Source organism: Staphylococcus sp. 231237_7MaSpsaltlick, assembly GCF_043107035.1.
On record NZ_JBICNX010000005.1, the window covers coordinates 303,344 to 325,348 of the forward strand.

29 protein-coding genes and 1 pseudogene are annotated in these 22,005 nt (G+C 34.8%); 29 read left to right on the forward strand and 1 reads right to left on the reverse strand.

The window, feature by feature from the left end; genetic code table 11:
• The 10 genes and pseudogenes from ACF91D_RS12085 to ACF91D_RS32455 form a co-directional block, all read left to right on the forward strand.
• Window positions 1–555: an NUMOD4 domain-containing protein gene (locus ACF91D_RS12085; protein ID WP_107551288.1), complete on the forward strand. Its 555-nt coding sequence runs from the start codon at window positions 1–3 to the stop codon at window positions 553–555.
• Window positions 556–1,233 carry a putative HNHc nuclease gene (locus ACF91D_RS12090; protein ID WP_119584999.1) on the forward strand — a complete coding sequence of 226 codons (678 nt, stop codon included), beginning with the start codon at window positions 556–558 and terminating at the stop codon, window positions 1,231–1,233.
• The gene (locus tag ACF91D_RS12095) at window positions 1,220–1,981 is read left to right on the forward strand and encodes a DnaD domain protein (protein WP_107551286.1); all 762 of its coding nucleotides are present in this window, start codon (window positions 1,220–1,222) and stop codon (window positions 1,979–1,981) included. Before ACF91D_RS12090 ends, ACF91D_RS12095 begins: the two co-directional genes overlap by 14 nt.
• Before the next feature lie 12 nt (window positions 1,982–1,993).
• A complete protein-coding gene (locus ACF91D_RS12100; RefSeq protein ID WP_107551285.1) occupies window positions 1,994–2,776 on the forward strand; it encodes an ATP-binding protein in 783 nt (260 codons plus the stop codon).
• Entirely contained in the window at window positions 2,777–2,947 is a 171-nt protein-coding gene (locus ACF91D_RS12105) for a hypothetical protein (RefSeq protein WP_158262914.1), read from the forward strand. It abuts the gene before it with no gap.
• Window positions 2,948–3,160, forward strand: a complete 213-nt coding sequence (locus tag ACF91D_RS12110; RefSeq protein WP_058625967.1) for a hypothetical protein — start codon at window positions 2,948–2,950, stop codon at window positions 3,158–3,160.
• Between the two features lie 10 nt (window positions 3,161–3,170).
• Window positions 3,171–3,581: a RusA family crossover junction endodeoxyribonuclease gene (locus ACF91D_RS12115; RefSeq protein ID WP_107551284.1), complete on the forward strand. Its 411-nt coding sequence runs from the start codon at window positions 3,171–3,173 to the stop codon at window positions 3,579–3,581.
• The gene (locus ACF91D_RS12120; RefSeq protein WP_107551283.1) at window positions 3,574–3,771 is read left to right on the forward strand and encodes a hypothetical protein; all 198 of its coding nucleotides are present in this window, start codon (window positions 3,574–3,576) and stop codon (window positions 3,769–3,771) included. The genes ACF91D_RS12115 and ACF91D_RS12120 overlap by 8 nt, the downstream gene beginning before the upstream one ends.
• A gap of 12 nt (window positions 3,772–3,783) precedes the next feature.
• A complete protein-coding gene (locus ACF91D_RS12125) occupies window positions 3,784–4,155 on the forward strand; it encodes an SA1788 family PVL leukocidin-associated protein (protein WP_107551282.1) in 372 nt (123 codons plus the stop codon).
• A gap of 42 nt (window positions 4,156–4,197) precedes the next feature.
• Window positions 4,198–4,296: pseudogene (locus ACF91D_RS32455) on the forward strand (MazG-like family protein); the annotation flags it as partial.
• Window positions 4,297–4,362: 66 nt separating this feature from the next.
• Here the strand turns inward: ACF91D_RS32455 and ACF91D_RS12130 are convergent.
• Entirely contained in the window at window positions 4,363–4,698 is a 336-nt protein-coding gene (locus ACF91D_RS12130; protein WP_107551281.1) for a magnetosome magnetite crystal formation protein family, read from the reverse strand.
• Between the two features lie 118 nt (window positions 4,699–4,816).
• On the opposite strand from ACF91D_RS12130, the gene ACF91D_RS12135 reads away from it, so the two are divergent.
• The 19 genes from ACF91D_RS12135 (at window position 4,817) to ACF91D_RS12225 (ending at window position 21,998) form a co-directional block, all read left to right on the forward strand.
• Window positions 4,817–4,987: a DUF1381 domain-containing protein gene (locus ACF91D_RS12135; RefSeq protein ID WP_392437132.1), complete on the forward strand. Its 171-nt coding sequence runs from the start codon at window positions 4,817–4,819 to the stop codon at window positions 4,985–4,987.
• 29 nt (window positions 4,988–5,016) lie between these two features.
• Window positions 5,017–5,163, forward strand: coding sequence for a transcriptional activator RinB (gene rinB, locus ACF91D_RS12140; RefSeq protein WP_158262913.1), 147 nt, complete (start codon window positions 5,017–5,019; stop codon window positions 5,161–5,163).
• A gap of 13 nt (window positions 5,164–5,176) precedes the next feature.
• Window positions 5,177–5,425, forward strand: a complete 249-nt coding sequence (locus ACF91D_RS12145; RefSeq protein WP_107551279.1) for a hypothetical protein — start codon at window positions 5,177–5,179, stop codon at window positions 5,423–5,425.
• Between the two features lie 58 nt (window positions 5,426–5,483).
• On the forward strand, window positions 5,484–5,882 hold the full coding sequence (locus ACF91D_RS12150) for a hypothetical protein (RefSeq protein WP_107551278.1): 399 nt from the start codon (window positions 5,484–5,486) through the stop codon (window positions 5,880–5,882).
• Between the two features lie 590 nt (window positions 5,883–6,472).
• A complete protein-coding gene (locus tag ACF91D_RS12155) occupies window positions 6,473–6,799 on the forward strand; it encodes an HNH endonuclease (RefSeq protein WP_241962505.1) in 327 nt (108 codons plus the stop codon).
• A gap of 99 nt (window positions 6,800–6,898) precedes the next feature.
• Window positions 6,899–7,207 carry a P27 family phage terminase small subunit gene (locus ACF91D_RS12160; protein ID WP_017722721.1) on the forward strand — a complete coding sequence of 103 codons (309 nt, stop codon included), beginning with the start codon at window positions 6,899–6,901 and terminating at the stop codon, window positions 7,205–7,207.
• The gene (locus ACF91D_RS12165) at window positions 7,197–8,891 is read left to right on the forward strand and encodes a terminase large subunit (protein WP_107551277.1); all 1,695 of its coding nucleotides are present in this window, start codon (window positions 7,197–7,199) and stop codon (window positions 8,889–8,891) included. Before ACF91D_RS12160 ends, ACF91D_RS12165 begins: the two co-directional genes overlap by 11 nt.
• A 3-nt stretch (window positions 8,892–8,894) precedes the next feature.
• Window positions 8,895–10,166, forward strand: coding sequence for a phage portal protein (locus ACF91D_RS12170; RefSeq protein ID WP_107551276.1), 1,272 nt, complete (start codon window positions 8,895–8,897; stop codon window positions 10,164–10,166).
• Complete coding sequence (locus tag ACF91D_RS12175) at window positions 10,117–10,887, forward strand: head maturation protease, ClpP-related (protein ID WP_107551275.1); 771 nt, start codon at window positions 10,117–10,119, stop codon at window positions 10,885–10,887. Before ACF91D_RS12170 ends, ACF91D_RS12175 begins: the two co-directional genes overlap by 50 nt.
• 15 nt (window positions 10,888–10,902) lie before the next feature.
• On the forward strand, window positions 10,903–12,078 hold the full coding sequence (locus tag ACF91D_RS12180) for a phage major capsid protein (protein WP_107551274.1): 1,176 nt from the start codon (window positions 10,903–10,905) through the stop codon (window positions 12,076–12,078).
• Between the two features lie 72 nt (window positions 12,079–12,150).
• Window positions 12,151–12,438: a head-tail connector protein gene (locus tag ACF91D_RS12185; protein ID WP_107551273.1), complete on the forward strand. Its 288-nt coding sequence runs from the start codon at window positions 12,151–12,153 to the stop codon at window positions 12,436–12,438.
• Between the two features lie 5 nt (window positions 12,439–12,443).
• On the forward strand, window positions 12,444–12,785 hold the full coding sequence (locus tag ACF91D_RS12190; protein ID WP_107551272.1) for a hypothetical protein: 342 nt from the start codon (window positions 12,444–12,446) through the stop codon (window positions 12,783–12,785).
• Window positions 12,772–13,197 (forward strand): hypothetical protein, encoded by a 426-nt coding sequence (locus ACF91D_RS12195; protein ID WP_107551271.1) that lies wholly within the window; start codon window positions 12,772–12,774, stop codon window positions 13,195–13,197. Before ACF91D_RS12190 ends, ACF91D_RS12195 begins: the two co-directional genes overlap by 14 nt.
• Window positions 13,194–13,589 (forward strand): hypothetical protein, encoded by a 396-nt coding sequence (locus ACF91D_RS12200; RefSeq protein ID WP_107551270.1) that lies wholly within the window; start codon window positions 13,194–13,196, stop codon window positions 13,587–13,589. The genes ACF91D_RS12195 and ACF91D_RS12200 overlap by 4 nt, the downstream gene beginning before the upstream one ends.
• 33 nt (window positions 13,590–13,622) lie before the next feature.
• Window positions 13,623–14,255 (forward strand): major tail protein, encoded by a 633-nt coding sequence (locus tag ACF91D_RS12205; RefSeq protein WP_107551269.1) that lies wholly within the window; start codon window positions 13,623–13,625, stop codon window positions 14,253–14,255.
• Window positions 14,256–14,350: 95 nt separating this feature from the next.
• Window positions 14,351–14,881: an Ig-like domain-containing protein gene (locus ACF91D_RS12210; protein ID WP_107551268.1), complete on the forward strand. Its 531-nt coding sequence runs from the start codon at window positions 14,351–14,353 to the stop codon at window positions 14,879–14,881.
• Between the two features lie 67 nt (window positions 14,882–14,948).
• Window positions 14,949–15,299 carry a phage tail assembly chaperone G gene (gpG, locus tag ACF91D_RS12215; RefSeq protein ID WP_107551267.1) on the forward strand — a complete coding sequence of 117 codons (351 nt, stop codon included), beginning with the start codon at window positions 14,949–14,951 and terminating at the stop codon, window positions 15,297–15,299.
• Between the two features lie 41 nt (window positions 15,300–15,340).
• Entirely contained in the window at window positions 15,341–15,505 is a 165-nt protein-coding gene (locus tag ACF91D_RS12220; RefSeq protein ID WP_182478062.1) for a hypothetical protein, read from the forward strand.
• Window positions 15,506–15,527: 22 nt separating this feature from the next.
• Window positions 15,528–21,998, forward strand: a complete 6,471-nt coding sequence (locus ACF91D_RS12225; RefSeq protein ID WP_327620770.1) for a phage tail tape measure protein — start codon at window positions 15,528–15,530, stop codon at window positions 21,996–21,998.
• Window positions 21,999–22,005: the final 7 nt, after the last annotated feature.

Consider the following 22,005-nt stretch of genomic DNA (forward strand, 5'->3'; position numbering starts at 1 on the left):
ATGAAAGAAGTATGGCGCGATGTATTAGGTTATGAAAATCTTTACGAAGTTAGTAATTACGGAAGAGTTAGAACACATAAAAATAAACAAACATGGTCTAAGCAACATCAATGTTGGCGCAAATGGAAACAGCGTTATTTAAAAAATAAAACACCTAAAGGCAGAGATGTAAGAGTTTCGTTATGGAAGAACGGAGAACACAAAGACTTTCTGGTTCATAGGTTAGTTGCATTTGCATTTATTCCGATAATTCAAGGTAAAGAATGCGTTAATCATATTGATGGTAATCCTAGAAATAACCGAGTGGACAACCTTGAATGGTGTAATTATAAAGAAAATCAAAATCACGCTTTTGAAAATGATTTAGCACACACGAATTTAAAAGTTAAGTTAATTCAAATGAACACAGGTATACAACTAGAGTTTATAAGTATGGCTAGAGCTGATAAATGGTTAGAAAGGTCTACAGGTTATACAAGTGGTCGTATACAAACAGGACATAATACTTTGAACGCAAAAGATAATACTAAATACAAGGTAGAGAAGTTGATTTAAATGGCAATAATTAAAAGTTACATCCAACAAGATGACGGCACAATAACTGCTGTCATCGAGGGTGTAGAACTAACTAATAAAGATTTCCTACTACTTGATAATGGATTAGAAGTTGAATGTGATGTAGATGTGATTGATCCATACAAGATAACAGGTGAACAACGTCGTAAAGTGTTCGCGATGATAAGAGATATATTCGACCACTACGGGCAACCGATGGACTATTTAAGGTATATGTTTCAAAAACAGTTGGAGTTTTTACATGGTTATGAACCGATGTCATTAAGTAATTGTAGTCGAAGACAAGCAAGTGAGTTAATCGAACTTATATTAGATTTTATATGCCAATATGACATACCTATGAGAAAGCAAACGAGCGACCTCATGAGCAATGATAAATACTTTCTATACAAATCTACCATTAACCGAACTTGTGTTATATGTGGCGCTGTAAATGCTGATTTAACACATTATCAAACCGTAGGTAGTGGAAGAAATAGAAACAAAATAAATCATACAAATAATAAAGTATTAGCCTTATGCAGAAAGCACCATACAGAACAACATCAAATAGGCATGAACACATTTAATAGTAAATACCACTTACAAGATAGTTGGGTGGATGTAGACGAAAAATTGAATAAGATGTTGAGAGGTGAGAAACATGGCAACATTTAGAGCGATAAAAGAAAGTGGGAATTTTGTAACTGTCCATAAAAACTTTATCCATGATAATAATCTTACATTTAAAGCGAAAGGAATTTTACTTTATTTATTAAGTAGGCCAGACGATTGGCAAATATACGAGTCGGAAATACTTAAACATACTAAGGACGGCAAAGATAGTTTGAAATCGGGCATTAAGGAACTAGAAGAAGTAGGTTACGTAGCAAGAACTAGAAAACGTAATGACAAAGGACATCTTAATGGATACGAATACTTAGTTTACGAGCATCCTATCCAGAACGGAAATTCCTACCTAGGAAAATCCGACGACGGAAAATCCAACATCGGAGAATCCAACGTCGGAAAAACCGTTAACGGAGAATCCGTCCCTACTAATAATAATAGAACTAATAATGGTTTAACTAATAATAACAATACTAAGAATGACAGTAGTAGTGCACAGCTATCGCCGTTTGATTTCTATCAAGAAAATGGGTTTGGAATGCTTAAACCATATGTAGCGGAACAAATCGGTTATTGGATAGACGACTTTAAAGATAACGGTAACGAAATAGTTATTGAAGCAATGAAAGAATCAGTTAACAACAATGTAACTAGATGGAGTTATGTGAATTCGATATTAAAAGCTTGGTACAACGATGGTGTGATAACTACAGAAGATATACAAGCGAGAAATAATAAGAGAAACAGTAAACAAGATAGCGATTACGACAACAGTCAATACAACGACATATTTTAGGTGGTGTTTGATATGAACGGCTTAGAAAAATCTATTAAACAATCAGGGTTCAGAAATGAATTAATAGAAAATGAATTCGGTTTGATTTGTAACGAATGCAAGAAAAAGTATGACTATTATAAATTTGATAACGGACAAATCGTAAGAGACGGTTGCAATTGTGATAATTATGAATTTCAAAGAGAGCAAAGAAAGGCATTCGCTAAAAAGAAACAAAGAAGAAAAATCGAAAAAATTTATCGAAAGTCTATTATTCCTTATGACTTACAAGAAGCAACGTTTGAAAGTTATGAACCACAAAATGAGAGTCAGGAAAAGTTATTTAATATATGTAAAAGATACGCTGATAAATTCGATATAAACAATAAACAATCTTTATTACTGCAAGGAGATTTCGGTTTAGGAAAATCTCACTTAGCAATGGCAGCACTTAAAGTGATTAAAGCAAATGATCACAGTGTACTTTTTATGGACGTACCACAGCTTCTAACAGCTTATAAAGATACCTATAACAAAGATAGTGAAATGACTGAAAAAGAGTTAGATAAGGTTATTGATGAAGTAGATTTGCTTGTTTTAGACGATTATGGAACAACGGTGAATGATTTTGGTAACCAGAAATTATTTAACTTAATGAATATGCGTAAAGGTAAGCACAATATCATTACAACGAACAACACAGCTAAAGAGTTAACGAAAAATAAAGACTTAGCAAAACAATTTAGCAGAATGATGATGAACGCAACACCGATAAAAGTAGATGGTGATGATTACAGACTGAAAGGATTGGTTTAAATGTTAAAAATACAATACGTAAAAGACTTTTTAGAAGCTCCAAACTTAAGTGATATGTACGCACAGAAGTTCATAGATGGGGCACATGGAGACGAAACAATGTTAAATGAACTTTTATTCTCAGAGAAAGCAAAACGCGCTACAACAGACGCTATTCGTGAGGTGTGCTAAATGGGATTGAGTACAGAATATAGATTAAAACAAAGCAACAGTAATATAACTATCGATGTTATCCCACTAGATAATAATAGAAATCGTGTATTTGGATTGCATAAGTATTTTGGCATAGATGAATACATTATTAGTAACGAGAGATTAGAAGAAATCAAACGCACTTATAGATTAGAGCGTGCAGATCAAACAAGCATATTTGATTATCTATAGGAGTGAATAAATGAAACGTATAGAGCTAATAGTAGATGCACCTATGGCATCACCTAGGCCAAGGTTTAGAAATGTAGGCACATACGTTCAAACTTATATGCCTGCTAAGTATACAAACCATAAGAGAATGTTAAGACAACAGATGCCTTACATGATGATAGATAAACCAATCCGATTAACAATTGAGTTTCATTTTCCATTGCTTAAGTCATGGAGTAAAAAGAAACATGTAGCGATGGTAGGTCAATACAAGAGAACCAAACCAGATATAGATAATCTAATTAAAACTGTATTAGACGCTGCAAATGGTCGTATATGGCAAGACGATAATCAAATAGTAGAGATAAGAAGTTTTAAGAAGTATGCAGAAACTCCAAAAGTGATTATGGAGTTAGAGTATTGGAGTGATTTAAATGAGTGAAGAAACATTCAAGATTAAGTACACAATAGAATATGAAAGGCAGTATACATTTCCTGCAATTGTAGATGAAGAAAATGAAGATATAGAACTTAGAATGGCGAATCATATGTTCACAAACTTAGATGAGTATACAAGTTCGGAATTATTTAAAGATATAGATGAAGTTAGGATTACAGACAGAGGATATTAGGAGGATAAATAAATGGCGTTAAAACGTACGAAAGATAAACATGGAGAAGTGTGTTTTGTACTTAAGTTTGGGAATAATGAAAACTTAATACAAGTAGAAGATTATCAACTAGCTAAAGACTTAGGTATGGCTCATACAACTATTAGAAAACATATTAAACAAGGGCCTGAAAATTTTAAGAAATATATTGAGAAATACGACCGTGCAAAAGGATTACAACGTTTAGCTGTTAAAGACAGAGAACGAGAAGAACGCAGACTAGCAAGAATAGAAGCTAAACAACGTAAGGAACAGAAACGATTGAAGATGATTGAGGATGCGAAGTGTAGAGACCCATACTGGTTTGACATAACTTTGAATCAAATGTTTAAGGGGTGGAGTTAATGAAGATAAGAGACTTAAATTTAGATGATTACGTTATTGTGTATGACATTAGAGGAGTGTTTACAGTACGCGTATGACGAAATCAAAGGAAGAAAAGGAAAGACAATCAATGGAACGTTCATCAAAGAATCAGACTTGTAAGAAAGACATAGTACAGAGGGTTAAGGAAGTGTTGAGGAAATAAAAAAGCCCCAAAAAAGGGACTATTTAATATAAATTATCTTTCAATAAAACTTTGATACCACAGTATAAATTATATATTACGTAATAAACTGCGCCTATAAAGGCAATTACAGCAATAACAATTAAAGTGATTCCTAATGCGTTGTTAGAATTAGATTCACTTAAACCAATTAAACCTACACCTACAAAAATTAGGATATAAGGCAAGATGTGATAAGCTAAAGACTTTTTAGCGTGAGTAGAAACAGGTTTGTTGGCTAAGATCCATACAATAATAGGGAATAGGATTGGCGCAAAAAACACACTAAAATATGATAATGCAGCTAGTATTTTTTCTGATTGTGTTGATTGATTGTTCATATAAATGTCTCCTTGTTAGTTATTAATAAGAACAATATCAAATAAATGTATTTTCGTAAATATTAATTAAATAATATAACAAATTTGTTATAAGGACGGTGATACCATTCAATACCTAATACGCACACTAACAGATTCAACTGGTCACACTTTCACTCACGTTACACAAGCACGAGAAAACGAAACGTTTACTTTGGTTGAGGCAGATAGTAAGGAAGAGGCTGAGGAAATAATTAAGAGTAAAGAAGAACTTGAATTACGTATGGTTACAAGATGGGATACAGATTAAATGCATATATAAGAAAGGACAGTGAGTTAATGAAACGTATATTTAAAACATTATTAATCTTAGCGCTATACGAACTAAGTAAAGCAATCACATATGAACTCGTTGTAAGAAAACAGGCAAACGATATCGTAGTACAACCTGGTTACGATGAAGTAGATGCATGGAAGAAATATTAAGGAGGATAATAATATGTGGGTAATTCTAACCTTTGTATTCAGTATAGTAATCATAGCGTTAATTATTAGTTTAATTGTATTGAATGACAGAAAGAACGAGAAGATATTTAACCTATCTAAACAAAATATATTACTACAACAAGAGATTAAGAGAGAGCTTAATAGTAAGACATATAAAGAACCTAAAAAATTAAGTAAGTCATTACGAGAGAGATCACAAATGAAAAAGTATAACACTGATAACATACATACTCATGAATAATATGTAGATGAATCAGATGTACACAATAACCTGAATAGATAGCAAATGGAGGAATTGGATGTATAGTGAATCAGAGGTAAGAGAATTAATTACAGGGTACTATTGGAGAACTAATCTAATTGAAGACCAAGTGTATGAGTATGATAGTACATCTACTGCACAATATGGTATTGAATCTGTTATGCCTAAAGCACAAGGAGGAACTGGAGATAAGGTTTTGATTAGAGTAATGATGAATGACAAGAACAATAGGCAACTTAAGAAATTGATATCAGAAACTTCTTTTGTGGATGAGCATGAACATAAGGTTAGTAATCCTAAGAATTACCATTTGCTTCAGTTATTAAAGAGAGGGGAAAAGGTAAGTACGATTGAAAGGCTATTAGATATTAGCGAACGTAATATATATAACCGTATTAAACAGATAGTTAAAGTTTATATGGAAGCACAATTATAGTATGCAGAAAATGCAGAGATTGCAGGCTTTGCAGGTAATTATGTATTACACTGAATCATGATATATAATATCAATATACGCTAAGTTCCAGTGATTTATTATAACTAAACAATACTATATTATATCGAGACACATCCATTCCGCGGGTGTGTCTCTTTTTGTTGTAGAGATTAATAGTAAGGGAGTGAATAAGTATGAGGATAGTAGTTGTGTACGGTGCACCAATGAGTGGTAAGACGACATACGTTAATGAAGTTATGCAGGATACCGATTTAGTATTCGATTATGATGCATTAACGCAAGCAATAACGAATAGTCAGTATCAACAACATAATGATAGTGCACATAAGTTAGTCATGGACATAAGAAACAAGATGATAGACCACGCTAAACAAATAACAGAGGGTACACTTTACCTTATTACGACTTACTTATCTTACATGCTACAAGACAAGGTGGAGACACACTTTAATACACAGTACAAACAAATGGATACATCTCTAGAAGCGTGTAAGCGAAGGTTAAGCGTTAGTGGTAGACACAATAAGCAACACGTTATGCAAGTGATACATGAATGGTATGGCAAGTATATATACAACAAAGGATTAATAGATAGTGATGAGCTAACAAAGGAAACCAAGAGTTTATACAAGTCTAAAGACTGGCATACATTGAGATACATGGCATTAGAAAGAGACAATCATTTGTGTCAAATGTGTTTAAGGAAACATAAATATACAGATGCTGAGTTAGTTCATCATATCATTTATGTTAAAAGTGATTTTCAAAAAGCTCTAGATTTAGATAATCTCATGTGTGTTTGTTCGAAGTGTCACAATAGAATTCATGCGAAAGATGAAGAGGAAGTTTTTACAACAGAAAATGCAGAAAGAAAAGTGCGAACGATAAAACTTTAATGCCCCCTGGTTTTTGTTTTGAGAAAAAGAAATAAAGAGACCGCGGACAGTTGAAGCGTTCGCAACACAAACGATTTTTTCATGAAAGGGGGGTAAAGGTTGGAATTAACAAAAAAGCAATTAGTCAGTTATATCGATGGTTATCAAACTTCAGATGATATCTTAATAGATCTCTATTTAGAGACTTATAAATTTTATTGTCGATTAAGAGATGAACTCGAAGAGTCTCAGCTTATGTATGAACATACGAATAAAGCAGGCGCTACGAATTTAGTTAAAAACCCATTAAGTATTGAATTAACGAAAACGGTTCAAACGCTAAATAATTTATTAAAGTCATTAGGATTAACCGCAGCACAAAGAGAAAAAATTGTTGAATCAGAGGAGGACGGTTTTGGTGACTATTAAAGTATTGAATAAACCTTCACCTAAATTGCTCACCACATGGTATGCGCAACAAGTCGTTAGAGGTAATATTACGGCGAATGAATACGTTAGAAAAGAATGCCAAAGGCATTTAAATTACCTCAAAAATGATAATCATCGGTGGGAATTTGATGAAGAAAAAGGACATAAACCAATAAGATTTATCGAAAAGTTCTGTAAACCTTCGAAAGGCGAATACGGACAACTCATATTACAACCATGGCAACATTTTATTATTGGTTCTTTGTTTGGTTGGGTAGATAAAGAAACACGTTTACGACGCTTTAAAGAAGGCGTCGTTTTTGTTGGGCGTAAAAATGGTAAAACGACTTTGATATCAGGTTTAACAACTTATGGTGCTTCAGAAGATGGCGAACCCGGGGCAGATGTTGTTCTACTAGCTAATGGTATGAAACAAGCTCGATTATTATTTGATGAATCAACCAAGATGATAAAAGCTTCACCTAAATTAAATAAAAATTTCAGACCAAGAAGAGATGCCATATATTACGATAAAACAAATTCGAAAATCGAACCCCAAGCAGCAGATAGTGAGAAGTTAGATGGTTTAAATACACATATTGGTGTGTTTGATGAAATCCATGAATACAAAGATTATAAATTGATTTCTGTTATAAAAAACTCTCGACAATCAAGAAAGCAGCCTTTACTAGTTTATATTACAACGGCGGGTTATCAGTTAGATGGTCCTTTAGTTGATATGGTTGGTGCGGGTGAAGATACTTTAAATGGTGTGGTTGAAGATGAACGTACCTTTTATTTCTTAGCTTCTTTAGACAAAGAAGATGATTTAGATAATCCAGAAAATTGGGCGAAAGCAAATCCCAATTTGGGTGTATCGATTGATTTAGAAACGATGAAAGAGGATTGGGAAAAAGCGAAGCGCGTTCCAGCGGAACGTGGGGATTTTATAACGAAACGCTTTAATATATTTGCGAACGATGATGAAATGAGTTTCTTAGACTATGAAACACTTAAGAAAAATAATAAAGTCATTGATTTAGAAGAACTCAAAGGGAAACCTTGTACGATTGGTTATGATTTATCTGAAACACAAGATTTCACTGCGGCTTGCGCTACTTTTGCCTTAGATGATGGTAATATTGCGGTTATTTCACATTCATGGGTACCAGAAGAGCGCGTTAAATACGCTAATGAAAAAATACCCTTTAGAGAATGGCAAGAGGAAGGTTACTTAACAATAACACCTGGACAATACGTTGATTACCAACAAGTTTATGATTGGATTACAGAAATGAATCAATATTATCCTGTTGAAAAGATAACGTATGACCGTGCGAATGCTTTTAAACTCAATCAAGAATTAAAAAACTATGGTTTTGAAACAGAAGAAACAAGACAAGGCGCGATTACTTTAAGTCCAGCTTTAAAAGACCTAAATGAGTTGTTTTTAGATGGCAAAGTTATTTTTAATAATAACCCAATGATGCGTTGGTATATCAATAATGTTCAGTTAACTAAAGATCGTAATGATAATTGGTTACCAACGAAACAAAATCGTTATCGTAAAATTGATGGTTTTGCAGCGTTATTAAATACTTACACTGACATTATGAATAAAGTGGTTACAGACACAGGTAATGGCAATATTGAGTTTATTAGTATGAAAGAATTACTGAGTTAGGAGGTGAAGGCAATCGCTAAACAAAATTTACTCAGTAAGATGAAACAAAAATTGATAGATAATTGGGTAGACCAAAGCAGGCAAAAGCTTTACGACTTTTCGCCTTGGCGTAATAAAAACTTTTGGGGTGTTATTAATAACACTTTAGAAACCAATGAAACGATATTTGCGGCTATTACTAAATTATCTAATTCAATGGCTAGTATTCCTATCAAGCTTTATAAAAATTATGAATCAGTAACCAATGATATTTCTTTACTCATTACAGATACGCCGAATGGCTCAATTAGTAGTTTTGATTTCATTAATCAAATTGAAACATGTCGAAATGAAAAAGGGAATGCTTATGTATTAATCGAACGTGATATTTATCATCAACCTAATAAATTGTATTTAATTAATCCAGATGTCGTTGAAATACTAATTGAAAATACCTCAAAAGATGTTTATTACAGTATCCACGCAGCTACAGATAATAAATTAATCATTCACAATACAGATATGATGCATTTCAAACACATTGTTGGTTCCAATATGGTTCAAGGTATTAGTCCCGTTGATGTATTAAAGAATACAACTGATTTTGATAATGCTATTCGAAATTTCAATCTAAAAGAGATGGAGAAACCTGAATCATTTGTACTTAAATATGGAACTAATGTTTCACCTGAGAAAAGAAAAGAAGCTGTTGATAATTTTAAAGAGTTTTATAAAGAAAATGGCGGGGTTTTATTCCAAGAACCCGGGGTTGAAATTGATCCATTAAATAAAAATTATGTATCTGAAGATATTGTAGCTACTGAAAATTTGACCAGGGAACGTATTGCGAATGTATTTCAGATACCATCGGTATTTTTAAATGCGAATAATGCGATGACCTTTAAATCAAATGAAGAACTCGACCGTTATTATTTACAACACACGTTACTACCTATCATTAAGCAGTATGAGGAAGAATTTAATCGAAAATTATTAACTAAATATCGCCGAACAATGGGTTACTACTTCAAATTTAACGTTAAATCGTTCTTGCGTGCAGATAGTAAAACACAAGCTGAGGTTTATTTTAAAGCTGTACGTAGTGGCTATTATACGGTTAACGATATTAGGTCATGGGAAGATTTACCACCTGTTGAAGGTGGCGATGTTCCGTTAATCAGTGGTGACTTATATCCAATTGATACACCACCAGAACAAAGACACACATCGAAAGGGGGTGATAATCATGAACAAGACAAAAACTTACTTTCAGATGAACAAAAAGACCCAGAATAAAGGTGAAATTTATATTTATGGTGATATTGTTTCAAGTAAATGGGATGAAACAGATGTAACCGCTGTCGATTTTAAAAACGAACTCAATCAACTTGGTGATGTATCTGAGATAGATGTGCATATCAATTCAGCAGGTGGTAATGTTTTTGAAGGTCATGCGATATACAACATGTTAAAAATGCATAAAGCCAAAGTGAATATTTATGTCGATGCCTTAGCGGCATCCATCGCAAGTGTTATCGCAATGAGCGGTGACACTATTTTTATGCACAAAAATAGCTTTATGATGATTCATAACTCTTGGATTATGACCTTAGGTAATTCGAAAGACTTACGACAAACGGCAGATTTATTAGATAAAACAGACCAATCAAGTAATAACGCTTATTTAGATAAAGCGACGAACTTATCTGAAGAAGAACTTAAACAATTGCTTGAAGCTGAAACTTGGTTAACGGCAGATGAAGCATTAGAAAAAGGACTAGCAGATGAAATATTAGGCGCAAGTGAAATAGCTGCCAGTATTTCAAAAGATAGTTATCAAATGTTTAAACACGCGCCTGAAAACATTGAAAAAGATGTTGATAAAATTACAACTGTTTCAGATATTCAGGCAGATAATACGGTTGAAACACCTCGAGAAACGATGACACAAGTGGAAAAAGAATCAAGAGAAATAATAAAACAAAATGCAGAAAATTTAAAATTACTTTATAAATAGAAAGGAGACATATTTATGTCTACATTATACGAGTTAAAACAATCTCTAGGAGAAGTAGGAGAACAATTAAAAAATAAAAATAACGAGTTATCTCAAAAAGCTGGTGACCCAAATGTGGAGTTTGAACATATCAAACAATTAGAAAAAGACGTAGGTATTCTACAACAAAGATACGATATTCTTGAGAAACGTAAAGATGAGGTGCAACAAAAACAGTCAGAAAAAGCACAAAAAGATATGGAAAAAACTTCAGTTTATCAAACCTTAAGTGAAGATGATAAAAAAGTTAAAGCAAAAGCTGAGTTTTATCGTCATGCTTTATTACCAAATGACTTTGAAAAACCATCTCAAGAAGCACAACGTTTATTACATGCTTTACCGACAGGTAATGATACAGGTGGAGACAAATTCTTACCAACGACATTGTCTAATGAATTAGTCTCTGAACCATTTGCGCGTAACCAATTACGTGAAAAAGCACGTTTAACTAACATTAAAGGATTAGAAATCCCACGTATTTCATATACGTTAGATGATGATGAATTTATTACAGATGAAGAAACTGCCAAAGAAATGGCGTTAAAAGGCGATACAGTGAAATTTAGCCCACATAAATTTAAAGTCTTTGCTGCTGTTTCAGATACCGTTATTCATGGCTCAGATATCGATTTAGTTAATTGGGTAGAAAATGCGTTACGTTCAGGATTAGCTGACAAAGAACGTAAAGATGCCTTTGCCCTAAGTCCTAAAAATAGTATCGAACACATGTCATTCTATAATACGGGCGTGAAAGAAGTGCCTGGTGAAGATATATACGAAGCTATTGTTAATGCAATTGCTGACTTACATGAAGATTATCGCAGTAACGCTACAATCTATATGAGATATATTGATTATGTAAAAATTATCAAAATCTTATCAAATGGCACAACAAATTTCTTCGACACACCAGCTGAAAAAGTGTTTGGTAAACCTGTCGTGTTTACAGATAGCGCAGTTAACCCAGTCGTGGGTGATTTCAATTACTTCGGCATTAACTATGATAATACGACATTTGATACGGACAAAGATGTTAAAAAAGGTGAATACTTATTCGTCTTAACTGCTTGGTATGACCAACAACGTACATTAGATAGTGCGTTCCGTATCGCTAAAGTTGATGGTGGTTCTGAAGACACGAATACACCCTAACAAGCCCCAAAAGGTAGAAGTAGAGACGAGAGCAAAATCCGTCTCTATTTCTGCTGAATAGGGGTGGTTTTGATGAATCAAAATGAATTATTACGCATCAAAAGATGGTTAAACATAGATTATGACATCGAAAATGATACGTTAGAAGATATGATTCTAAGCGCTAAGTCTGAATTAAGTTTAAGTGGTGTGCCTCAGTACGATCATAGTGATGAGGCATATCCTTTATATTGCCAAGCGATTAATTATATTGTTTCGCGTGATTATGAGACTCGTGGCTTTGTTGAGTATGAACGCGATAATAAAGGATTTAATGACAGAACCTTACAATCATTTATTCTTAAGTTGAAAGTTTGGTGATTTAAGTGCAATTTAAAAACTTTAATACGTATTTAACTTTTTATGACATGGTTAAAACAGGCCCTTACCCTGATGATTTAGAAGAAAAAGAGGTTTATAGTTGTAAAGTTGAAAAATATGATAATTCCATTAAAGACAGACAAGTTCTAACGACAAACGGTAAAACCCAAGGTTTTACATTTATAATGAGAGACGCTCAACGACAATTTATCCCGAGTTATCAACATACAATTAAAGTGAAAGATTATCGATTTGAAACACAACTATTTAACATATACGACATTCGATTTGATAAACCAAAAGCAGGTTATATTACGGTGGTGGTAGCTGAAAATGAGCAAACCTAAAATTAATGGTATATACGATATAAAGCTTGAAGGTGAAAAAGAGATAATGAAAAAGATGGAAGCAAAATTTGGTGAAAAAGCGATGCAAACAAAGAATGATAAAGCTTTAATTGAAGCATCTGAATTTTTAAAACAAGAGTTGAAACATCAATTTGAAGATTTTAAAGATACAGGGGCGACCATACAAGAAATGAAACGAGGTAATCCTGAAACGGTTGCTGGTCAAAGACGGATTATGATTCATTGGGAAGGCCCTAAGGAAAGAAAAAATATCATTCATCTTAATGAACATGGCTATACACGTAATGGTAAAAAGTATACACCTCAAGGTTACGGTGTCATTGCCAAAACATTAGATGCATCACAAACCAAATACCGTGGCATCATTCGAAGAGAGTTGAACAAAAAGTGAATATACTCAATTATATTAAGAATATCATTATTAACGACCCTATACTTGCATCAGAAGTAAACAACCGCATTTATTATTACGAAGTAACAGAAGTGGATGATACGAGTGATGCGTTTGTCGTTTTAACCCCGATATTAGATCGCCCGAGCACATATGTTTCTGATAAATATCTATCGGAAACTTATTTTTTTCAAGTCGATGTTGAAGCCTATAATCATCAACAAACGATAGACATAACCAAACGGATTCGTTATTTACTATCAAATGAAAATTTAAATCAAGCATCATCACAATTAGATGACTATTTTAAATCAACACAAAGGTATGTGATGTCACGAAGATATCGTGGCATACCTAAAAATCAATATTACAAAGGTGAACGTGTCGAATAGATGCGTTCTTTTTAATTCAAGGAGGAAAAAATTATGGCAGTAGTAGGATTTGAAAAAGTACACGTAGGTATTTTTGATGAAGATGAAAAAATTAAGAAATTAATGACATGGAAAGATGAACACGGTGGTACAGTTAATCTTAATATTTCAGGATTAGCCCCTGAAAAAGTTGAAATGCGTGCTTCGAATAAGACCGTATGGTCTAAAAAACAAGGAACAGGCGAAGTTCAATCAGAACTTGATTTATTTAATGTGCCAGATAAAGATTTAGACGCCGTTTTAGGTCGTGATATGGACGATAATGGCACTTCATGGGTTGGTGAAGATTCCCGTGCACCATATGTCGCATTAATTGGAGAGTCTGCCGATTTACTATCAGGCGAACCTGTTTATTGTGCATTAACTAAAGGAACAATGAGTCTTGAATCTATTGAATGGAAAACAACAGCGAAAGAAGAAGAAGAGCCAGAACCACAACAGCTGACAGGTGATTGGATTGCGCGCACAATTGACGGTAATTCACGTATTTATGGTTACCACGTTGGTAAAAAAGGTGCAGATGAATTATTCAAAAGTGTGTTCCCTGGTTATGAAGACGTTAAAGATGATGATTCGGACAATAGTAATGAAGATTCAAACGATAACGAAGCAACAGAAACACCCTAAGGCTCCCCAAAATGTAGGGGTAACAGCTAAAAGTAAGTCGGCTGTTATTTCTGCAGAATAGGGGTTTTTATATTAAATTACTAGGAGGCTATTAAATGGCAGATATTTTAAAAATTTATAAAGATGATGAAGTAGTCGCAAGTGCTGAACGTGTTGAAGATGGCAAGGCTAACGTTACGATTGAAGGTCTGGACGCAGACACAGCATATGAAGCAGGCACGTATCAAGCTGCTTTTAGTAACGATAACGGCGAATCTGATAAAACAGAGGTACCAGGATTTAAAACAAATCCAATTAAAGTAACAGGTGTTTCCCTTGATAAAGAAAGTTTAACGCTAAATGTCGGAGATACAGAAACCATTCGACCAACGGTTGCGCCATCGACTGCGACTAATAAAGGTGTAGCTTATGCATCATCCAATAGAGATGTAGCTACAGTAAATGAAGACGGTACAATTACAGCGATTGCAGATGGTACTGCTAACATTGAAGTTACTACCGAGGATGGCAATAAAAAAGCGACATGTGCCGTCACAGTAGAAACTGAAGAAGAACCTGCACCAGAAGAACCCGATAATGTAGAAGTAGAAGCAAATGAAAACGATGCAGATGTATCAGCAGAATAGATAAACAAGGCGACTTCGGTCGCCTATTTTTGTATACAAAAATAATTAACTTTAAGGAGACAATAACATGATCAAATTTGAAATTAAAAACCAAGAAACAGGTAAAGTAGAAAGCTATTCCAAAGACGTTATTACGATGGGAGAAGCAGAGCGTTTTTATGAATGGATGGAAATCCGCGAAAAAGAAGTGAATAAAGAAAAACCGGATATGAAAAAAGTGAGAAAAATGGAACGTGATTACTTAGTTAGTTTGTTTGAAAAACAAGGATTAACAGAGGAGGACGTTTTAAACAACATGGGTACAAAAACATATTCTCATGTATTAGGTGAAATATTTCGAGAAATCAGCGGCGAAGATGAAGCAGATTCAGAAGATGAAACAAGCCAAGAGGGAAAGACAGAAGAACAAGCTCAATAAAAGAAATTTTATCCTGGTTTAGAAAGGCTTATGAATTTTGTATGAAAAACTTTGGCTGGACTTTAACAGAAGTTAAAGAACAACCTTACTTAGAATTATTTGCGTTTCTAACTGGCAATGATAACCAAGATAAGCAAAAAAACAAATCTAAAAAAGAACAAGAAGTTATTAAAGGTAAGGACTTAATCAAACTATTCGGTGGATAGGTAAGAAGGGAGGTACATATAATTGGAAAATATTCAAGGTTACGCGATAAAGAACACCATGGATAATACGGGCGTGGAACAAGGCATGAAAGGTCTTAAACGCCAAATGGGTGTACTGAGTTCAGAAGTTAAAGCAAATATGTCTAGTTTTGGGAAAGGTGAGAAGTCTGTACAAAAGTACCAGACGCGTATTGAAGGACTTAACAATAAAATGAAAGTCCAAAAGAAAATGTACGATCAATCTAAAACCAATTTAAATGACGTTAAAAGCGCTTATGAAAAAGCATCGAACAGTATTAAACAACAAGAACAAAAAGTTAAAGCGCTTGCCGAAGCACATAAGAAACAAGATGATGCGATGCGCAAATCTAATCAAGAAATGAAAAAATCTAATAAGGAATTAGATAATGCTAAAGCTAAACAATCTGTATTAAGTGCTGAAAAGGCTAAAGCTAAAACCAAATTAGATGAGTTACGTTCGGCAGAAAGACGCTTAAAAGAATCAGGTAAGGCTTCTACGGAGCAGATTAAGCAAGCATCTAATGCGACGAAACAACAACGTGAAGTCCATCAAAAATTAATTGCGAGTCATAAAGAAGAAACGTCTAATGTTAAGAAGTTAACACAGTCTCATAAAGGCATTACAGAAGAAAATAAAAAGGTTAAAGCTTCTTATAAACAGTCTAATGACGCAGTAAAAACAGCTGAAAAAGAATATGACAAACTTTCTAAAACGATTAAAGATTATCCGAAAGATTTAGCCAAAGCTGAAAAAGCTGTGAATAATGAAAAAGCTTCGATGAACGGCTTACAAAAAAATATTAATAAAGCTGAACAAGAACTAAAGCAAATGAACAAACAACAAATGGTCGCTAATAGCTCATTCACAAAACAAGCTGACCATTTAGATAAAATGTCAGAGAAGTATGGCAAAATGTCCCAAAACATGCGTTCAGTGGGACGTAATATGTCTATGTATGTAACAACGCCGATTGCTGGCGCTATGGGTTATGCTGGTAAATTAGGTGTTGAATTTGATGACGGTATGCGTAAAGTACAAGCCGTCTCAGGCGCTTCGGGTAAAGATTTAGACGCGTTGAAAGCGAAAGCACGTGAAATGGGCGCAACAACTAAATTTAGTGCGACAGATAGTGCAGAAGCTATGAACTACATGGCTATGGCTGGTTGGAAAACGCAAGATATGATGGGTGGCTTGCCTGGTATTATGGATTTAGCTGCTGCATCAGGTGAAGAATTAGGCACTGTTTCTGATATTGTTACCGATGGTTTAACGGCATTTGGACTAGAAGCTAAAGATAGTGGTCATTTTGCGGATGTTCTAGCGTCAGCTAGTGCGAATGCCAATACAAATGTTCAAATGATGGGTGAAGGTTTTAAATATGCGGCTCCCGTAGCAGGTGCCTTAGGTTATAGTATCGAAGATACTTCAACAGCAATTGGATTAATGAGTAATGCAGGTATTAAAGGCGAAAAAGCTGGTACAGCATTACGTACGATGTTTACGAATCTTTCAAAACCAACTGCAGCTATGAAAACGAAGATGGATGAACTTGGTTTATCTATCACAGATAGTAACGGTGAAATGTTACCAATGCGTGATGTTATAGATCAGTTGAGAGATAAATTTAGTGGTTTATCTAAAGACCAACAAGCTGCAACTGCAAGTACAATATTCGGTAAAGAAGCAATGAGTGGTGCATTAGCTGTTATTAATGCTTCTCAAGAAGACTATGACAAACTAGCTAATTCTATTGATAACAGTGAAGGTTCAGCTAAAAAAATGGGTGACACAATGGAAAAAGGCTTAGGTGGTAGTTTAAGAGAATTAAAGTCAGCTGCCGAAGAGCTTGGGTTATCTGTTTTTGAAACTATTCAACCTGCTTTATCTGGCATGGTTGGTGGTTTGAAATCAACGGTCGATTTCTTAAATGATTTACCTAAAGGCGCAAAAATAGCTAGTGTCGCTATTGCAGGTGTTGCAGCAGCGATTGGTCCCGTAACGTTAGGCGTGGGGCTATTATTAAGAGCAGTTCAAGCAGCAGCTGGAGGCTATGCACAACTTAACAGACGTATGGCTGAAAATTCTGCAGAAGCTGTGATTAACGCTGGGGCAACAAAAGCGAATGCAGGCGCAATTGCTGCGTCAGGCAAGAGCGCTAAAGGTTCTGCAGGTTTATTTGGACGTTTTGGTAAATCAACAGGTAAAGCAGCTGGAAAAGTTAGTTTATTAGGTCAAGCGAGTAAAGTTTTAGGTAATGGTATTAAAATTTTGGGCGGTCCCATTGGCTGGATTATTACAGGTGTTACGTTATTAGGTGGCGCGTTTACTAAAGCTTATAATAATGTGGATTGGTTTAAAAAGGGCATTGATGGGTTACTTGATGTTGTTAGAACATTTGGTGGCGGTGCTATTGATCAACTTAAAAACTTAGGTGGTTGGTTCTCGAAAACAGGAAGTAAAATCAAAGAAACTTTCTTCGATGAAATGAAACAAGGCTATAAAGACCTTGACGATGACGATTTATTAAAACAAGCTGGCGATGGCTTTAAAAAATTCATGGATAAAGTTGGTACAGCATCAGATAAAGCAACCGATACAACTAAAGTTTTAGGCAAAGGCGTTTCTAAAGAAACTGAAAAAGCGTTAGACAAATATGTGAAGTATTCAGAAGAAACGACACGCATTTTATCAGATATTAAATTAAATCACGGTAAAATCACAGATGATATGCGTGAACAACTTGAAACATCCGTACGTAAAGGCGGAGAAGAAGCCTTAAAACAAACGAAAAAGCATAACCAAAAAATGACTGATGAATTGAAAGATATGCTTGAAAATAGCGAAGCTTTTACGGCTCAAGAAAAGCAAGATATGATTCAAAAGAATCAAGAAGCATCTAATGAAAAAGTTAGACGACTTGAACAGCTTAACCAAGAAATCGAAGAATTAGAATTAAAACAGTTTAATGATGGTAAACTTACAGCGCAAGAAGAAAAAGATTTAAAAGCTAAATTAGATGAACGTAATAATATTACGACGGAAGCTTTAATTAAAGGTCAAAAAGAACAACAAGCGATATTATCAAGAATGAATGCGAATACTGGTGCTATTGATACGCAAGAAGCAAGTGACGCTATTAAAGATTCTGTTAAGGCTGAGAAAAAAGCAAAAAAAGAGGCTAAAAAACAACGTGATAAAGATGTCATTCAAGCTGATGATTTACTTGCTTATGGCGAAATTGATCAAAAAGAACATGATAAGCGTATTGGAGAAATTAAAGATGCTTATGATGAAGCTATAGAAACTGCTGAGGGAAAAACGGAAGAGATACGCAAGTCTGTTAAAAAGAACAATAAAGATATAACAGATGATATGGATATGACAACAGGCAAGGTTTATTCTAATTCTGAAAAACAATGGAATAAATTTACTGGTGATATGTCAGATGCGTTTTCTGAAATGGGCAAGAACTACAACAAATTCAAAGAAAACATGAGTGATGTAGGTGGTTCTATTTCAAGCTTTTTTACTGATGATAGTATTTGGCAAGGAATTAAAAATGGCGTTTCTGGTTTAGGAGAATGGTTCTCTGAACAAGGCCAAGAATTTGGGGGCGCACTTCATGATGGTTGGAACATTGCCATAGAAAACGGTGGCGATTTATGGAAGTCTTTAACTAGCTGGCTTGGTGAAAAATGGGAGGATACGAAAACATGGTTTTCTCAAAAAGGTCAGAGTATCTGGTCAAATATCAAAATAGGTTGGAATAACGGACTAGAAACAGGTGGTGATCTCTGGTCATCAATTACTAATAAACTCGGTGAAAGTTGGGAAAATACCAAAGGCTGGTTTAGTGAAAAAGGCCGAAATATTCAACAATCATTCAAAAATGGTTGGAATTCTGCTTGGGACACAGCAGGTGATATTTGGGGCAAAGTAACGAAAGGCGTATCTGATACCTGGGAAAATGTGAAGACATCAACCCGTGACAAACTCGAAGAAGCTAAAGAAACAGCGACGACTAAAACACGTGGTATTTGGAAAAATACATCTAAATGGTTTGGCGATACTTATAATTCAGCGAAAGACAAAGTCACAGGGGTTTATACTAAAACTCGTGATAAATTTACAGACGCTGCAGATAAAGTGTGGGATAAATCCAAATCAGCATATGATGGCACGAAAAAATGGTTTGGTGAAACTTATGAGAAAGCCAAAACCAAAGTGACAGGTGTATATAACCAAGCGAAAGGTAAATTTAGCGATACCGCTAGTACAGCTTGGGATAAGTCGAAATCAACGTGGAAAGGCACAAGCAAATATTTCGGTCAAACTTATGGTTCTGTTAAAACAAATGTAAGTAATATGTGGGGTAAAGCCAAAACAAGTTTCGGTAATATTGCTGGTGAAGGCTGGAAAAAAGCGAAGTCTGTTTATAAAGGTTTCAAAAAATGGTTAGGTGATACACTACAATGGATTAAAGATGTCGGCGCCGATATGGGTAAAGCTGCAGGCGATTTAGGAAAAAAAGTTGCTAACAAAGCTATTGGCGGTTTAAATGGCATGATTGGCGGCGTGAACAAAATATCTAAAGCGATTACGGGTAAAGATAAACTCATTAATACGATTAAACCTTTATCAACTGGAACTTATGATGGGTCATCACTTACAACTGATTCGAATGGTGGTTTAAGACAACCAATGGTTGCGATGGTTAACGATAAAGGACCAGGTAATGGACCAGGTGGACGTACACAAGAGCTCATTCAACGTAAAGATGGTTCAATCGATGCCCCACAAGGCAAAAATACGGTTGTTGGGCTAGGCAAAGGTGACGGTGTTATTAATGCTAGACATACGCACAAACTTCAAGAACAAGGGATAATACCTAAACGCTTATCAACGGGTACAGGAACTAAAATACCTCGTTTCTCTAAAGAAAACAAAAAAGATTGGTACGAAGATATTATCGATGGTGCAGCTAATATAAGTAAAAAGGTGAGCGGTAAAATATCTGATGGTTATCACAGTGCGAAAAAAGCAGGTAGTGATGCCAAAGATACTGTTGAAGATTTAGGAAGTAAAGGTTTAGAAAAAGTTAAAGATGGTGCATCATGGCTTGGCGATAAAATCGGAGATGTTTGGAAATATGTTAAACATCCTAGTAAATTAGTGAATAAAGTTATGGATAGTATAGGCATCAACTTCGGGGGCGGCGATAACGCTACCGTTAATTTAGTTAAAGCTGCCTATAAAAACTTAAAAACTTCATTGGTAGATAAAGTGAAAGACTGGTTTACAGAAGCTGAAGGTGGCGATGGTGACGCTAGTTGGTTGCCATGGAACAATATCTTGCAAACATTTGGACACTACACTAGTGGACTTATGTTCAATGGTGGTCGACACTATGGTGTTGACTTCGGTATGCCAACGGGTACTAAAATTAAGGCTTTAACCGACGGTAAGATATCACAAGCAGGTGCAGTTGCTGGTGGCGGTGGTAATCAAATCACACTTGATGAGCCTGGTGGCAAATGGTATCAGTGGTACATGCATATGAGTAAAATCATTGCTAAAAAAGGACAAAAAGTAAGCGCTGGTGATGTCATTGGCTTATCAGGGAATACAGGTAACTCAACAACACCACACTTACACATCCAACGTATGAAAGGTTATCCTTCTAATGAGACAGCTGTTGACCCAATGGGCTGGTTAAAATCACTTAAAAGTGGTGGTCAAAATAAATCAGCTAAAAAATGGTCAGGTGATATTAAAAAGGCTGCTAATCGCATGGGTGTATCTTTAAGTGGTAGCGATTTAAATGATATTATTTCGTTGATTAATACTGAATCTAATGGGAACGCAGGTGTTACACAACAAGTTCAAGACCAAAACAGTGGTGGTAATGAAGCCCAAGGCTTACTACAGTATACGCCAGGTACTTTTAGTTCTTATGCAGTTAAAGGGCACAAAAATATCAAAAACGGTTACGATCAACTATTAGCATTCTTCAACAATAAATCCTGGCGAGGTAATTTGAGCGCTTGGAAATCAAGAATGGCAAGTGGTTTAACTGGCTGGGGACCAACAGGCGCAAGAAAATATGAAAATGGTGGCATCTCTACAACACATAAACTAGCTGAAATCAGTGAACGTAATAGAGCAGAAGCTATCATTCCACTTCATAAATCTAAACGTAATCGTGCAGTTGGCTTGATGGAAAAAGCAATGACAGCGATTGGCATGGATAATGGTTCCGCAAATGTCACAGTGAACAACGATAATTCAACGATGGAAAAACTACTACAACAAGTTGTTCAATTGAATGACACCAACAATCGTATGCAACAAACAATCATTAAGTTGTTAAGTGGCAATAATAATAACATGAGTAAAAATGATGTTATGAATATCTTTAGTCAATTGTTAGGTAGTAAAGCTAATTTAGACAATTTTAACCAAGGTTTTTAAATAGGAG

Coding starts and splice junctions, on each gene's coding strand:
- ACF91D_RS12085 (WP_107551288.1), top strand. CDS start 1: ATGAAAGAAGTATGGCGCGATGTATTAGGTTATGAAAATCTTTACGAA.
- ACF91D_RS12090 (WP_119584999.1), top strand. CDS start 556: ATGGCAATAATTAAAAGTTACATCCAACAAGATGACGGCACAATAACT.
- ACF91D_RS12095 (WP_107551286.1), top strand. CDS start 1,220: ATGGCAACATTTAGAGCGATAAAAGAAAGTGGGAATTTTGTAACTGTC.
- ACF91D_RS12100 (WP_107551285.1), top strand. CDS start 1,994: ATGAACGGCTTAGAAAAATCTATTAAACAATCAGGGTTCAGAAATGAA.
- ACF91D_RS12105 (WP_158262914.1), top strand. CDS start 2,777: ATGTTAAAAATACAATACGTAAAAGACTTTTTAGAAGCTCCAAACTTA.
- ACF91D_RS12110 (WP_058625967.1), top strand. CDS start 2,948: ATGGGATTGAGTACAGAATATAGATTAAAACAAAGCAACAGTAATATA.
- ACF91D_RS12115 (WP_107551284.1), top strand. CDS start 3,171: ATGAAACGTATAGAGCTAATAGTAGATGCACCTATGGCATCACCTAGG.
- ACF91D_RS12120 (WP_107551283.1), top strand. CDS start 3,574: ATGAGTGAAGAAACATTCAAGATTAAGTACACAATAGAATATGAAAGG.
- ACF91D_RS12125 (WP_107551282.1), top strand. CDS start 3,784: ATGGCGTTAAAACGTACGAAAGATAAACATGGAGAAGTGTGTTTTGTA.
- ACF91D_RS12130 (WP_107551281.1), bottom strand. CDS start 4,698: ATGAACAATCAATCAACACAATCAGAAAAAATACTAGCTGCATTATCA.
- rinB (WP_158262913.1), top strand. CDS start 5,017: ATGAAACGTATATTTAAAACATTATTAATCTTAGCGCTATACGAACTA.
- ACF91D_RS12145 (WP_107551279.1), top strand. CDS start 5,177: ATGTGGGTAATTCTAACCTTTGTATTCAGTATAGTAATCATAGCGTTA.
- ACF91D_RS12150 (WP_107551278.1), top strand. CDS start 5,484: ATGTATAGTGAATCAGAGGTAAGAGAATTAATTACAGGGTACTATTGG.
- ACF91D_RS12175 (WP_107551275.1), top strand. CDS start 10,117: ATGAACAAGACAAAAACTTACTTTCAGATGAACAAAAAGACCCAGAAT.
- ACF91D_RS12180 (WP_107551274.1), top strand. CDS start 10,903: ATGTCTACATTATACGAGTTAAAACAATCTCTAGGAGAAGTAGGAGAA.
- ACF91D_RS12185 (WP_107551273.1), top strand. CDS start 12,151: ATGAATCAAAATGAATTATTACGCATCAAAAGATGGTTAAACATAGAT.
- ACF91D_RS12195 (WP_107551271.1), top strand. CDS start 12,772: ATGAGCAAACCTAAAATTAATGGTATATACGATATAAAGCTTGAAGGT.
- ACF91D_RS12205 (WP_107551269.1), top strand. CDS start 13,623: ATGGCAGTAGTAGGATTTGAAAAAGTACACGTAGGTATTTTTGATGAA.
- ACF91D_RS12210 (WP_107551268.1), top strand. CDS start 14,351: ATGGCAGATATTTTAAAAATTTATAAAGATGATGAAGTAGTCGCAAGT.
- gpG (WP_107551267.1), top strand. CDS start 14,949: ATGATCAAATTTGAAATTAAAAACCAAGAAACAGGTAAAGTAGAAAGC.
- ACF91D_RS12220 (WP_182478062.1), top strand. CDS start 15,341: ATGAAAAACTTTGGCTGGACTTTAACAGAAGTTAAAGAACAACCTTAC.